Below are 12,389 nucleotides of genomic sequence, written 5' to 3'. Positions count from 1 at the left end.
CCGCACTCTTGATAGTTATGAGAGCGCGGCACCGTGGCCCCCGGAACAAGTCCGGGGTGACGGTGGTAGGGCGCTATTCCCGCACCACTACGACTAGCGAGAGGCCCATGACCCACCAGTTCGACCCGACCTCGCTCCGCGAATACGACATCCGCGGGATCGTCGGCAAAGCGCTCGGCCCCGCCGACGCGGTCGCGATCGGTCGCGGATTCGCCACCCGCATCCGCGCGGCTGGCGGCCACCGCGTGGTCGTCGGCTACGATGGCCGCAACTCTTCCCCCGAGCTCGAAGCCGCGCTCGTGTCGGGCCTCACCGCAGGCGGCGTCGACGTCGTCCGGATCGGCCTCAGCACCTCGCCGATGCTCTATTACGCCGAGGCCACGCTAGAAGTGGATGGCGGCATCCAGGTAACCGGCAGCCACAATCCCCCCGAGTATAACGGCTTCAAGATGGTGCACGCGCATGCGCCATTTTTCGGCGACGACATCCAGGAGCTCGCCGCGCTCGCCGCCTCGGGCGCCTGGAGCGAAGGCGCGGGCGAGGTCACGACCGCCGATGTGCTCGACACTTATGTCGATCGGCTGATGGCGGGTTATGCGGGCGGCGCGTACCGGATCGGCTGGGACACGGGGAACGCCGCCGCCGGCCCGGTGATCGAGAAGCTCGTGCAACTGCTGCCGGGTGAGCATCATGTGATCTTCGCCGATGTCGACGGCAATTTTCCCAACCATCATCCCGATCCTACCGAAGAGGCGAACCTCGCCGCTCTGAAACGCTTGGTCGCGGAGAAAAACCTCGATTTCGGACTGGCCTTCGATGGCGATGGCGACCGGATCGGGGCGATCGACGGCTCGGGCCGGGTGATCTTGGGGGATCAGATTCTCTCCATATTGGTCGAACCTGCGCTGCGCGAGCACCCCGGCGCGCCGATCGTCGCCGACGTGAAGTCGTCACAGGCCCTGTTCGACCGAATCACGGAATTGGGCGGCGAGCCGGTGATGGCGCCGACCGGTCACAGCCTGATGAAGCAGGCGATGACCAGCACCGGCGCGCCGCTAGGCGGCGAACTGAGCGGGCATCTGTTCTTCGCAGGCGAATATTTCGGGTTCGACGACGCGCAATACGCGGCGGTGCGACTGATCCGCGCGGTGCATCTGTCGGGGCGCTCGTTGACGGAATTGCGGGACGCGATGCCGGCGCTGGTAGCGACACCGGATCTGCGGTTTCCGGTCGAGGATGCGCGGAAGTTCGCGGTAGTGGACGAGGTGATCGCGCGGCTGAAGTCGGACGGTGCGGAGATGGACCTTACCGATGGGGCGAGGGTGACGACCGCTGCCGGGTGGTGGCTCCTCCGCGCGTCGAACACGCAGGCGATGCTGACGGTGCGCGCCGAGGCGAAGAGCGAAGCGGCGCTCGATGCGTTGCTTGCCGAGGTAGACGCGCAACTCGCGGTGAGCCGTGTCGTGAGATCGGCACGGTAACACAACCACCACCCCGGCGGAGGCCGGGGCCCAGTTGGAAAGGTGTAAATAACGAAGTGCCGCGCTTCGTTAACTACGTCCCCCAAATGGGCCCGGCCTCCGCCGGGGTGGGGCGGGCTGAGCGGTGGTCGCAAAATCGAACACCCAGCGTGCGCCGAACGGCGAGCAGCGGCACCCATACCTAGCTGTTCCCCCGCGAAGGCGGGGGTCCAGGAATCACGAATGCCGGCGCCTGGAGCCCTGGACTCCCGCCTTCGCGGGAGAACGGAAGGGCGATTGACACGCCATCACCCTCGCCTACCGTCCTAACCACCACCCCAAGGAGTCCCCCGTGGAGCGCCCAGTCGACGAATTCCGCTCCAGCACGCGCCGCTGGCTGCTCGGCAGTTTCGCCGGTTGGGGCACGATGCTAACCTGTCTTGCCGGCGTCGGTTTCGTCATCATCGGCGTACGCTGGCTCAAGAATCGCAGCACCTCCTACGAGATCACCGATCAGCGTCTGATCATCAAGCGCGGCATCCTGTTCAAGACGATCGACGAGATCGAGCTCTACCGGATCAAGGACGTCCGGCTCGGCTATTCGCTGCTCAACCAGATAACCGACATCGGCACGATCATCCTCACGTCCAGCGACCGCACGACGGCGGGCGGCGAGTTCACCCTGCGCGATATCCCGATGGCGCGCGATCGTCGCGAAGGCCTGCGCAAGCTGGTCGACCGCGCGCGCCAGCGCCGCGGCGTTCGCGAACTCGACGTGGAGGACGCATACGCGCTGGATTAAGCGCGCTTTTGTCCCCACATGGCGGGCATGGCGCCCCCCTATCCCAAGCCCAAACCACAACCGCAGATGATCCGGGTCGTCGATCTGGAAACCACCGGTTCGGCCCCGCCCGCGCACGGCGTCTGCGAGATCGGCTGGCAGGACGTCGCGCTCGGCGAAGATGGCCGCTGGGAGATCTACGGCGAAGGCGGCAGCCTGCTCGTCAATCCCGGCCGGCTGATCCCGCCGATCACCCAGGCGATCCACCACATTCTCGACGAGCATGTCGCCGACGCGCCGTATTGGCACGACTGCGCGCGTCAGGTGCTCGACCCGTGGCCGCGCCGCTTGGCACTTGCTGCACATCGCGCGGATTTCGAGCAGAAATTCTGCACGCCTGCGCTCACCCGCGACGCCGAGTGGATCTGCACCTGGAAATGCGCGCTGCGGCTCTGGCCCGACAGCCCGAGCTTCTCGAACCAGGTGTTGCGCTATTGGCGCAAGCCCCACGGCATGGAGCACGAGCGCGGCCTGCCGGCGCACCGCGCATTTCCCGATGCGTACGTCACCGCGTTCCACCTGCGCGACATGCTTAACGAGGCGAGCTTCGCGCAACTGCTCGAATGGTCGCGCGATCCCGGCCTCATCCCGCGCGTCCGTTACGGCCCCGATCGCGGCAAGGAATGGTCCGAGCTCGATCACGAGACGCTGATGGCGTTCATGACCGACCGCGATCCCGACATCCGCTTCACCGCCAACCACGAGATGGACCGGCGCAGTGGCGGCGGTCGCGTCGGCAAGGCCAGCGCGCAGGATTTGCTGCTGTAGCAACCGGTTCAATCCTCCCCCGCCAGGGGGAGGTGGCGCCGAAGGCGTCGGAGGGGGAGGTAAGGGAAACCGCTGTTCCCTATCCTCCCCCTCCGTCTGGCAAGAGCCAGCCACCTCCCCCTGGCGGGGGAGGATCAGGTAACCCCCGATTGCTCTGCGGCAATCCAGTATCGCTGGTGTAACGATCGGCACTCCCTTACAGCGCGAGTCCATGGTCCGCGTACGCTTGAATTTGCCCTCGTCCGAAGGTCGGGTCGCGCGGTGGCTGGTCGCCTTCATGACGCTCGGCTTCGTCGCGCTGGCGGCTGCAGCGATTGCGATCGGCTGGATCACCGTCCGCAACCGCACCTACACCGCCGAGATCCTCCACACCCAGGATGTCCGCCAGGCGGTCGCCACGCTGCATATCCAGATGGAGCAGTCGGAGACGGCGCGGCGCGGCTATATCCTGACCGGGATGCCGCTGTTTTCCGACGCTTACGCCCGGAGCGCGGGCAATCTCGCACCGTCGATCGCCACGCTTCGCCGTCTCACCGCCGACAATCCGAACCAGATCGCACGGCTCGACCTGATCGAGCCGCGCTTCATCCGGTTGCGCGCGCTCAGGGCGCAGTCGATGGCGCTGGTTGCAGGCGGCCGGATCGCCGAGGCCCAGCGCCGGTTCGCGGTCGATGCCAGCGTGCCGCTGATGCGCGGCATCCGCTACCGGCTGCAGGCGATGGCCGCCGACGAGGTCCGCCTGCTCGCGATCCGCAGCGGGCGTCAGCAACAGACCAGCGCGCTGTTCCTCTCGGTCGCAGGGCTCGCCGCGATCCTGCTGCTGGTCGTCGCGATCCTCGCGATCCTGGTGATCCGCCGCTACACCGCCGATCTCGCCACCTCGCGCGACAGCCTGCGCGATCTCAACGAGACGCTCGAGGAGCAGGTCACCGAGCGCACCGCCGATCTCAGCCGCGCGAACGAGGAAATCCAGCGCTTCGCCTATATCGTCAGCCATGACCTGCGCTCGCCGCTGGTCAACGTGATGGGCTTCACCGCCGAACTCTCCACTGCCGCCGGGCCGCTCGCCGAGCTGGTCGACCGTGCCGAGGCCGAGGCGCCGCACATCCTCACCGAGGACGCCCGGCTGGCGGCGCGCGAGGACCTGCCCGAGGCGATCGGTTTCATCCGCACCTCGACGCAGAAGATGGACCGGCTGATCAACGCCATCCTCAAGCTGTCGCGCGAAGGCCGCCGGACGATCGCGCCCGAGCCTGTCGACCCTGCGCAACTGGTCGACACGATCATCGGGTCGATCCAGCACGTGATCGACGATCGCGGCGCGGTCGTGCGGGTCGAGCGACCGATCCCGGCGGTCGTCACCGATCGCCTCGCGCTCGAACAGATCCTGTCGAACCTGATCGAGAACGCGACCAAATATCTGAAACCCGGCCGTCCCGGCGAGATTGTCGTGACCGGGCACAAGGAGCGCAACCGCGTGATCCTGTCGGTGATCGACAATGGCCGCGGCATCGATCCGCGCGATCACCAGCGCGTGTTCGACCTGTTCCGCCGCTCGGGCGCGCAGGACCAGCCCGGCGAAGGCATCGGACTCGCGCATGTCCGCGCACTCGCCTATCGTCTCGGCGGGACGATCGACGTGCAGTCGACGCTCGGCGACGGCGCCACCTTCCGCCTCAATCTTCCCACCGAATTGTCGATTCAGGATATCAAGGCATGAACCAGCACCAGACCGTCGGGATCGTCATGATCGAGGACGACGAGGGCCATGCCCGGCTGATCGAGAAGAACATCCGTCGCGCCGGTATCCTCAACGATATCAAGCACTTTACCGACGGCACCACCGCGCTGGATTTCCTGTTCAACGCGGTCGACGGCCCGGCGAAGAGCGGCCCGGCGATGATCCTGCTCGATCTCAACCTGCCCGACATGAGCGGGACGGACATCCTGGCGCGCATCAAGGCGGAGGGCAGCCCGCTCAAGCGCACGCCGGTCGTCGTACTGACCACCACCGACGACAAGGTCGAGATCGAGCGCTGCTACGATCTCGGCTGCAACGTCTACATCACCAAGCCGGTGAACTATGAGAGCTTCGCGCAGGCGATCCGCCAGCTCGGGCTGTTCCTGTCGGTGATCCAGGTTCCCGAAGCAGAGTGAGCGGGCCAAGCGTCCTCTACATCGACGACGACGCCGGTATCCGGCGGCTGGCGGCGCGTGCGCTCGAACGCCGCGGCTACCGCATGACCGTCGCCGAGACCGGTGCGGAGGGCGTGGTCAAGGCCGCGGCCGAGCGCTTCGACCTGATCGCGGTCGATCACTACATGCCCGGCATGGACGGCCTCGAGACGCTCGAAGCACTCCGCCGCCTGCCCGATCATCCGCCGATCGTCTACGTCACCGGCTCCGAGGAAGGGCGCATCGCCGTCGCCGCGCTGAAGGCCGGCGCCGCCGATTATGTCGTGAAGACGGTCGGCGAGGATTTCTTCGACCTGCTCGCCGCCTCGTTCGAACAGGTCCGCGCCCGATCGGTGCTGGAACAGCAAAAGGCGTCCGCCGAGGCAGACCTGCGCGCCAGCAACGCCCGGCTCGAGGCGTTGCTCGGCGAGGTGAACCACCGCGTTGCCAACTCGCTGCAACTCGTCTCGGCGATGGTCCGCCTCCAGGCGACCGCGCTCACCGATCCGTCCGCCCGCGAGGCGCTGGAGGATACGCAGCGCCGCATCCAGGCGATCGCGCAGGTCCACCGCCGACTCTACACCAGCAACGACGTCGAGAACGTCGACATGCAGGAATATCTCGGCGCGCTGGTCGACGAACTCGCCGAAACCTGGTCGACCGACGCCCTCCCGCGCGCGCTCAGCCTCGCCGCAGAGCCGATTCGCCTGCCGACCGACCGCGCGGTGTCGCTCGGCGTGATCGTCACCGAACTCGTCACCAACGCGTGCAAATACGCTTATCCCAGCGGCGGTGGCGAAGTCCGGGTCGCGCTGCGCCGGGTCGACGACGACATCTTCCTGCTGGCGGTCGAGGATGACGGTTGCGGCATTCCCGAAGATGCCGTCCCACGCGGCACCGGTCTCGGCACCAAGCTGATCAAGGCGATGGCGCAAAGCCTCCAGACGATCGTCGAATACGACCCGTCCCACACCGGCGTCCGCGCCACATTGCGCGCGGCGGTGCGCTAACGGGTTGAAGCTCATTCGATGATCCTCCCCCGCCTGGGGGAGGTGGCTGGCCCTTGCCAGTCGAAGGGGGAGGTAAGCGACAACCCCTGCTCCGTGTCCTCCCCATCCGTCACCTTCGACGACACCTCCCCCTGGCGGGGGGGGGGAGATTTCGGGGCCGGTCGGTCCTTCCGCCGGTACGCCCCACCCATCGTCCGTTCGTGCTTAGTAGCGACCGAGTAGCTTCGCAGAAGCGTATCGAGGGCGCGTATCGAAGCACACAACCTGTCCTTCGATACGCAGCTTCGACAGGCTCAGCCGCTACTCAGGACGAACCGAATTGGAACTCCTCGGCTCCGTTCAGTTCGCCAGCTCGGACAGCGGCGCGAACCGTGCCACCTGACGCCCCACCAACCGCAGCTGCTCGAGCACCGCAGGGTCGTTCGCGCCGCCCTCATCGTCGAACTTCGTCACCTGCGTGTTGATCGCGGCCGCGAACGGCGTCGGCCAGCCGCGCAGCGCGTGGACGATCGACCGCAACGCCGCGATCGTGCTGCCGGTCGCCTGCCAGCCATAGGCGGTGGCGATCAGCCCGACCGGCATGTCCGCCAGATACGGCCGCTCGTCGCGCGCGGTTTCCTCCAGCAGATCGAGCGCGTTCTTCACCACGCCCGAGATGCTGCCATGATAGCCCGGGCTGGCGATGATCACCGCCGATGCCCCGCGCACAGCCTCGACGAACGCGCGTTCGTCCGCGGTCCGCGTCGTCGCCTTCGGATCGTACAGCGGCAGCCGCGCCATGTTGGCGCCGCCGAACATCTGCGTGCGATAGCCCTGTTTCTCGACCGCATCGAGCGCGATCCGCAGCGCACGCTCGGTCGACGAGACGCCGCCGATCGTGCCGCCAATGCCAACAACCAGGGGAAGAGTATCGGGAGCAGCCACGGTTTCATCCTGTTGGAACGTCATCGACACGCTCTTCTCCGTTTCGTCGCGCGAAGACAACAGCGCTTCGGTCGGTTCTCGCTCCACGACCACCACGGACGCTGTCGCTAAGCCCCGGTACACGTTAAGCATGTGCATACGCCGGACACAGGCTTGCCCGAGCTGTCATATAACGATAATACACCTGATGTCCGCCGCTTGGCCGACCCGCTGGAACGACCGATGCGCCCCGATCCCTTCGATACTTCCCGTTCCGGCTCAAGCGGCGATCGCGAGCCCTATGCCTATGAGCGCGAGCGGCTGATCACCGAACGCGAACGCCTCCGCCAGAAATACGATCGCGAGCGCGATGGCGGAGAGCCCGAGCCATACGACGACCGCGACGCGCAGGCGCCCTACGCGACGCCCCGCGCACCGCGACGCAAGCGCCCGATCGGTCGCTGGATTCTGCGCGGCTTCGGCATCGGCATCGTTCTGCTGGTGATCGCGATCATCTGGCTGGCGATCACCGCGCCGTTGTCGAAATCGCTGCAGCCGCCGACCCCACCCTCGATCACGCTGACCGCGGACGACGGCACGCCGATCGCGCGACGCGGCGCGATCATCGGCAAGCCGGTCGACGTGGCCACGCTGCCGCCGCACGTCACGCAAGCGTTTCTCGCGATCGAGGACCGGCGCTTCTATTCGCACTGGGGCGTCGATCCGCGCGGCATCGCCCGTGCGGCCTGGGCGAACATGGGCTCGGGCGGCGTCCGCCAGGGCGGCTCGACGATCACGCAACAGCTCGCGAAGAACGCGTTCCTCGATTCGGACCGCACCGCGACGCGAAAGATCCGCGAGGCTATGATCGCGTTCTGGCTGGAGGCCTGGCTGTCGAAGGACGAGATCCTCTCGCGCTACCTCTCGAATGTCTATTTCGGCGACAACACCTATGGGATCAGCGCGGCGGCCAAGCATTATTTCGGCCGCACCCCCGACAAGCTGAACGTCGGGCAGGCCGCGATGCTCGCCGGCCTGGTCAAGGCGCCGTCGCGGCTCGCCCCCACCTCCAACCTCGAAGGCGCACGCAAGCGCGAGGCCGTGGTGGTCGGCGCGATGGTCGACGCCGGCTTCCTCACTAAGGCCGAGGGCGACGCGGTCCAGCCGCAGCGCGTGCTCGCAAGCCGGCCGGGGCAACTCCCCAACGGGACCTATTTCGCCGACTGGATCCTGCCAGAGGCGCGCGACCAGGCGGGCGAGATCAAGACCGAAACGACCGTCCAGACGACGCTCGATCCCCGGCTGCAACGCGCCGCGGAGCGTACCGTCGCGCGCGCGGGCCTGCGTCAGGCGCAGGTCGCGCTGGTGGCGATGCGGCCCGACGGCCGTGTCGTCGCGATGGTCGGCGGCAAGAATTACCGCAAGAGCCCGTTCAACCGCGCGACCCAGGCGCGCCGCCAGCCCGGCTCGACCTTCAAGCTGTTCGTGTACCTCGCCGCGATGCGCCAGGGGATGACCCCCGATTCGACCATCGAGGACAGCCCGGTGACGATCGGCGACTGGTCGCCCAAGAACAGCGACGGTCGCTATCAAGGGACGATCACGCTGCGCCAGGCGTTCGCGCGCTCGTCCAACGTTGCCGCCGCGCGCCTCACGCAACAGGTAGGCGTGAAGGCGGTGATCAAGGCGGCACGCGATCTCGGCATCTCGACCCCGATCCCGAACGAGGCGACGATCGGGCTCGGCACGTCGACAGTGTCGCTACTGGAGCTGACCGCCGCCTACGCCGCGATCGCGCGCGAGCAATATCCGGTGCAGCCGCGCGGCCTCGCAGACGTGCGCGAGAAGGGCTGGTACCAGTCGTTGACCGGCGGCGCGACCGAGATGCCGAGCAAGATCCACGACGAAATGCTCGACCTGCTCGCCGCCTCGATCCGCAACGGCACCGGGCGGCAGGCGAACCTGACCGTCGACGCGTTCGGCAAGACCGGCACGACCTCCGACAACAAGGACGCGCTGTTCGTCGGTTTCGCGCGCGACCTGGTGGTCGGCGTGTGGGTCGGCAACGACGACAATTCCTCCAATCCCGGCCTGTCGGGCGGCGGCATCCCGGCACGGATCTGGCGCGACTTCATGCAGTCCGCGCTGGGGATCGCGCCGGTTGCCGCGCCGCCACCGCCGGTCGAGGAGGTCGATCCCGATGCGTTGCCGTCAGGGGATGAGGACAATGCGGTGCTGCCGCTCGGTGGCGAGATCGAGGGGCTCGGCTTCAACCTGAAGATGGGCGAGGACGGGACGATCTCGGTCGGCCCCTCCCGCCGCGACCGGGAGGAGGCTCCGCCACCACGCGACGATCGCCGGCCGCCGGAGGAAGAACCGGGGCCCTACGAGGGACAATAGCTCACGCACTCCGTCATCCTGACGAAAGTCAGGACCCAGAGCCCGAAACGGCAACATCCGTGGCTCTGGGTCCTGGGTCGAGCCCAGGATGACGAAGTAGAAAGCTCCGAGCTAACGCCCCCGTTGACGCCACCACCGCATCGCAGCATGTCTTCCCCATGCGCTTTTTCTCCGACAACGCCGCCACGATCCACCCCCACGTCATGGCCGCGATCGCCGCCGCCGACACGCTCGACACCGCCTATGCCGGCGACGCGTGGAGCCAGCAGCTCGACGGCCGCCTCTCCGACCTGTTCGAAACAGAGGTCGCGGTCCTCTGGGTCCCCACCGGCACCGCCGCCAACTGCCTAGCGCTCGCAGCGCTCTGCCCGCCCTATGGCGGCATCGTCTGCCACCGCGACGCGCACATCCAGAACGACGAGGGCGGCGCCCCCGAATTCTACACCCACGGCGCCAAGCTGTTCCTCGCCGACGGCGACGGCGCCAAGCTGACCCCCGACACGATCCGCACCGTCATCGACGCGATCCCCGACGACGTCCACCGCGTCCAGCCGCACGCGATCTCGATCACCAACGCCACCGAATATGGCCGCGTGTACCAGCCGCACGAAGTCGCGGAGATCGGCGCGCTGGCCAAGGAGCGCGGGCTCGGCTTCCACATGGACGGCGCGCGGTTCGCCAACGCGATGGCGCGGCTCGGATGCTCGCCCGCCGACATGACGTGGCGCGCCGGCGTCGACGCGCTCAGCTTCGGCTTCGTCAAGAACGGCGCGATGAGCGCGGAGGCGCTGGTCTTCTTCAAGCCCGACCTCGCCGCCGTCACGCAATACCGCCGCAAGCGCGCCGGCCTGTTGTTGTCGAAGGGGCGCTACCTCGCCGCACAAATCCTGGCGATGCTCGACGACGACCTCTGGCTCGCCAACGCCAAGGCCGCGAACGACGCCGCGGCGAAACTCGCCGCCGCGGCCGACAATCGCCTCGTCCACCCGGTCGAGGCGAACGAAGTGTTTCTCCGCGCCACGCCGGAAGAAGCCGCAGCGCTGCGGGCGAGGGGCTTCGACTTCTACGACTGGGCCGCAGACGAAATCCGGCTCGTCACCGCCTGGGACAGCCCGGCGGACGCGGTCGCCCTGCTCGCCGACGCGATCCGGGAGTTATGACCCCCGGCCCAACCGACCCGCCACAGTCTACGCGGGCCGCAGTGTTGATCCCGTTCGGCATCGTCACGCTGATCTGGGGTTCGACCTGGCTCGTCATCCGCGACCAGATCGCGGTGGTCCCACCGAGTTGGTCGATCAGCTATCGCTTTCTCGTCGCCGGCATCGCGATGGCGATCTACGCCACCATCAAGCGCGAGAGCTTCAAGTTCGACGCCCGCGGCTACGCGTTCGCGGCCGTCATCGGTATCGCGCTGTTCACGTTCAACTTCAACTTCGTCTACCGCGCCGAGCATTACGTCACCTCCGGGCTCGTCGCGGTGGTGTTCGCCCTCCTGCTCGTCCCTAACGCGATCTTCGGCCGCATCTTCCTCAAGCAACGCCTCGGGCGCCAACTCATGGTCGGGTGCGCGGTCGCGATGGCGGGCGTCGCGTTGCTGTTCGTCAACGAAGCGCGCGTCGATCCGCACGGGCCGCGCTCGGCGACGATCGGCATCGTGCTGACCTTGTGCGGGGTGATGGCGGCATCGGTCGCCAACGTCATTCAAGGCAGCGCGTTCGCCAAGCGCTATCCGATGGCGCCGACGCTGGCGATCGCGATGCTGATCGGTGCTAGCCTCGATGCAGCCTTCGCCTGGATCACCACCGGGCCGCCGGTGTTCGAGCCGCGCTTCGGCTATGTCGCGGGCATCCTCTATCTCGGCGTGTTCGCGTCCGCGCTCGCCTTCCCGCTGTATTTCAACGTCATCCGTGCGATCGGTCCGGCCAAGGCGGCCTATTCGGGCGTGATCGTGCCGGTGATCGCGATGCTGCTATCGACGATCTTCGAGCGCTATCACTGGTCGACCCTGGCGGTCGCCGGCGCGATATTGTCCGGGATCGGCCTCGTCATCGCACTCAGCGCCCGCAGGCCGGCACGGTAGTCGGGCCAGGCGGGCGTCCAGCCCAGCACCCGCTTCGCCTTGTCGTTCGCGACCCGCCGGTTCTCGTTATAAAACCCGCGCCCCATCGCCGAGAGCTCCTCGAGCGTCACGAACGGCGGCGCGGGCATCCCGAGCAGCATTGCCGCGAACACCACGACGTCGTTCTGCGACGCGGGCACATCGTCCGCGATGTTGTACGCCCCCGCCGGCGCATCGAACCCGGCGATCACGCCCGAGACGATGTCATCGACATGCGCGCGGCTGAACACCTGCCCGGGTTGCTCGATCCGATGAGCCTTGCCCTGCCGCACCCGGTCGAGCGGCGAACGACCGGGGCCATAGATCCCCGGCAACCGGAACGTCCGCGCGCCAATGGCCAGCCAGTCCGCATCGGCCGCCGCCCGCGCGCTACGACGCCCGCCACCGATCGGCGACGTCTCGTCGACCCACGCCCCCTGCGCATCGCCGTACACGCCGGTCGACGACAGGTATCCGAGCCACGCCCGCGTCCGCAGCAGCAGCGACCCGTAGCGCCCGAGCACCGGGTCCGCATCATGCTCGGGCGGCACCGACGACAGGATATGCGTCGCCGCCGCGATCTCCGCCGTCACCGCGTCCACATCGTCGAACCGGAGCGTACCATTGCGCCCATCGCGCGTCGTACCAACGACATGCCAGCCGTCCGCTGCCAGCCGCTCCGCGATCCGCGACGCCGTGTACCCCAGACCGAAGATCAGCAGCCGGCTCATACG

11 protein-coding genes are annotated in these 12,389 nt (G+C 67.5%); 9 read left to right on the top strand and 2 right to left on the bottom strand.

Features of this window, described 5'->3' with window-relative positions:
* Window positions 1-107 precede the first annotated feature (107 nt).
* The 6 genes from pgmG (at window position 108) to SPHN_RS07575 (ending at window position 6,254) form a co-directional block, all read left to right on the top strand.
* A complete protein-coding gene (pgmG, locus tag SPHN_RS07600; protein WP_248522525.1) occupies window positions 108-1,481 on the top strand; it encodes a phosphoglucomutase/phosphomannomutase PgmG in 1,374 nt (457 codons plus the stop codon).
* A gap of 331 nt (window positions 1,482-1,812) precedes the next feature.
* Window positions 1,813-2,262: a PH domain-containing protein gene (locus SPHN_RS07595; protein ID WP_248522523.1), complete on the top strand. Its 450-nt coding sequence runs from the start codon at window positions 1,813-1,815 to the stop codon at window positions 2,260-2,262.
* A gap of 27 nt (window positions 2,263-2,289) precedes the next feature.
* The gene (locus tag SPHN_RS07590) at window positions 2,290-3,069 is read left to right on the top strand and encodes an exonuclease domain-containing protein (RefSeq protein WP_248522521.1); all 780 of its coding nucleotides are present in this window, start codon (window positions 2,290-2,292) and stop codon (window positions 3,067-3,069) included.
* 211 nt (window positions 3,070-3,280) lie between these two features.
* Complete coding sequence (locus SPHN_RS07585) at window positions 3,281-4,789, top strand: sensor histidine kinase (protein ID WP_248522519.1); 1,509 nt, start codon at window positions 3,281-3,283, stop codon at window positions 4,787-4,789.
* On the top strand, window positions 4,786-5,226 hold the full coding sequence (locus SPHN_RS07580) for a response regulator (protein WP_248522517.1): 441 nt from the start codon (window positions 4,786-4,788) through the stop codon (window positions 5,224-5,226). The genes SPHN_RS07585 and SPHN_RS07580 overlap by 4 nt, the downstream gene beginning before the upstream one ends.
* A complete protein-coding gene (locus tag SPHN_RS07575; protein WP_248522515.1) occupies window positions 5,223-6,254 on the top strand; it encodes a sensor histidine kinase in 1,032 nt (343 codons plus the stop codon). Before SPHN_RS07580 ends, SPHN_RS07575 begins: the two co-directional genes overlap by 4 nt.
* Window positions 6,255-6,593: 339 nt before the next feature.
* On the opposite strand, the gene SPHN_RS07570 is transcribed toward SPHN_RS07575, so the two are convergent.
* Window positions 6,594-7,202 (bottom strand): NADPH-dependent FMN reductase, encoded by a 609-nt coding sequence (locus SPHN_RS07570; RefSeq protein ID WP_353460738.1) that lies wholly within the window; start codon window positions 7,200-7,202, stop codon window positions 6,594-6,596.
* 198 nt (window positions 7,203-7,400) lie between these two features.
* Between SPHN_RS07570 and SPHN_RS07565 the strand changes: the two genes are divergently transcribed.
* The 3 genes from SPHN_RS07565 to SPHN_RS07555 all read left to right on the top strand — a co-directional run bounded on the left by SPHN_RS07565 (window position 7,401) and on the right by SPHN_RS07555 (window position 11,637).
* Complete coding sequence (locus SPHN_RS07565; protein ID WP_248522511.1) at window positions 7,401-9,557, top strand: transglycosylase domain-containing protein; 2,157 nt, start codon at window positions 7,401-7,403, stop codon at window positions 9,555-9,557.
* Between the two features lie 158 nt (window positions 9,558-9,715).
* Entirely contained in the window at window positions 9,716-10,717 is a 1,002-nt protein-coding gene (locus SPHN_RS07560; protein WP_248522509.1) for a threonine aldolase family protein, read from the top strand.
* Window positions 10,714-11,637, top strand: coding sequence for a DMT family transporter (locus tag SPHN_RS07555; protein WP_248522508.1), 924 nt, complete (start codon window positions 10,714-10,716; stop codon window positions 11,635-11,637). Before SPHN_RS07560 ends, SPHN_RS07555 begins: the two co-directional genes overlap by 4 nt.
* Here the strand turns inward: SPHN_RS07555 and SPHN_RS07550 are convergent.
* The gene (locus SPHN_RS07550; protein WP_248522506.1) at window positions 11,550-12,386 is read right to left on the bottom strand and encodes an NAD(P)-dependent oxidoreductase; all 837 of its coding nucleotides are present in this window, start codon (window positions 12,384-12,386) and stop codon (window positions 11,550-11,552) included. The genes SPHN_RS07555 and SPHN_RS07550 overlap by 88 nt on opposite strands.
* Window positions 12,387-12,389 lie beyond the last annotated feature (3 nt).

The organism is Sphingomonas faeni, from assembly GCF_023195535.1.
GTDB lineage: Bacteria > Pseudomonadota > Alphaproteobacteria > Sphingomonadales > Sphingomonadaceae > Sphingomonas > Sphingomonas faeni_B.
The sequence above is the reverse complement of the archived record's forward strand: the minus strand, read 5'-3'. Positions and strand labels throughout refer to the sequence as shown.

Coding starts and splice junctions, on each gene's coding strand:
- pgmG (WP_248522525.1), top strand. CDS start 108: ATGACCCACCAGTTCGACCCGACCTCGCTCCGCGAATACGACATCCGC.
- SPHN_RS07590 (WP_248522521.1), top strand. CDS start 2,290: ATGGCGCCCCCCTATCCCAAGCCCAAACCACAACCGCAGATGATCCGG.
- SPHN_RS07585 (WP_248522519.1), top strand. CDS start 3,281: ATGGTCCGCGTACGCTTGAATTTGCCCTCGTCCGAAGGTCGGGTCGCG.
- SPHN_RS07580 (WP_248522517.1), top strand. CDS start 4,786: ATGAACCAGCACCAGACCGTCGGGATCGTCATGATCGAGGACGACGAG.
- SPHN_RS07570 (WP_353460738.1), bottom strand. CDS start 7,202: ATGACGTTCCAACAGGATGAAACCGTGGCTGCTCCCGATACTCTTCCC.
- SPHN_RS07565 (WP_248522511.1), top strand. CDS start 7,401: ATGCGCCCCGATCCCTTCGATACTTCCCGTTCCGGCTCAAGCGGCGAT.
- SPHN_RS07560 (WP_248522509.1), top strand. CDS start 9,716: ATGCGCTTTTTCTCCGACAACGCCGCCACGATCCACCCCCACGTCATG.
- SPHN_RS07555 (WP_248522508.1), top strand. CDS start 10,714: ATGACCCCCGGCCCAACCGACCCGCCACAGTCTACGCGGGCCGCAGTG.
- SPHN_RS07550 (WP_248522506.1), bottom strand. CDS start 12,386: ATGAGCCGGCTGCTGATCTTCGGTCTGGGGTACACGGCGTCGCGGATC.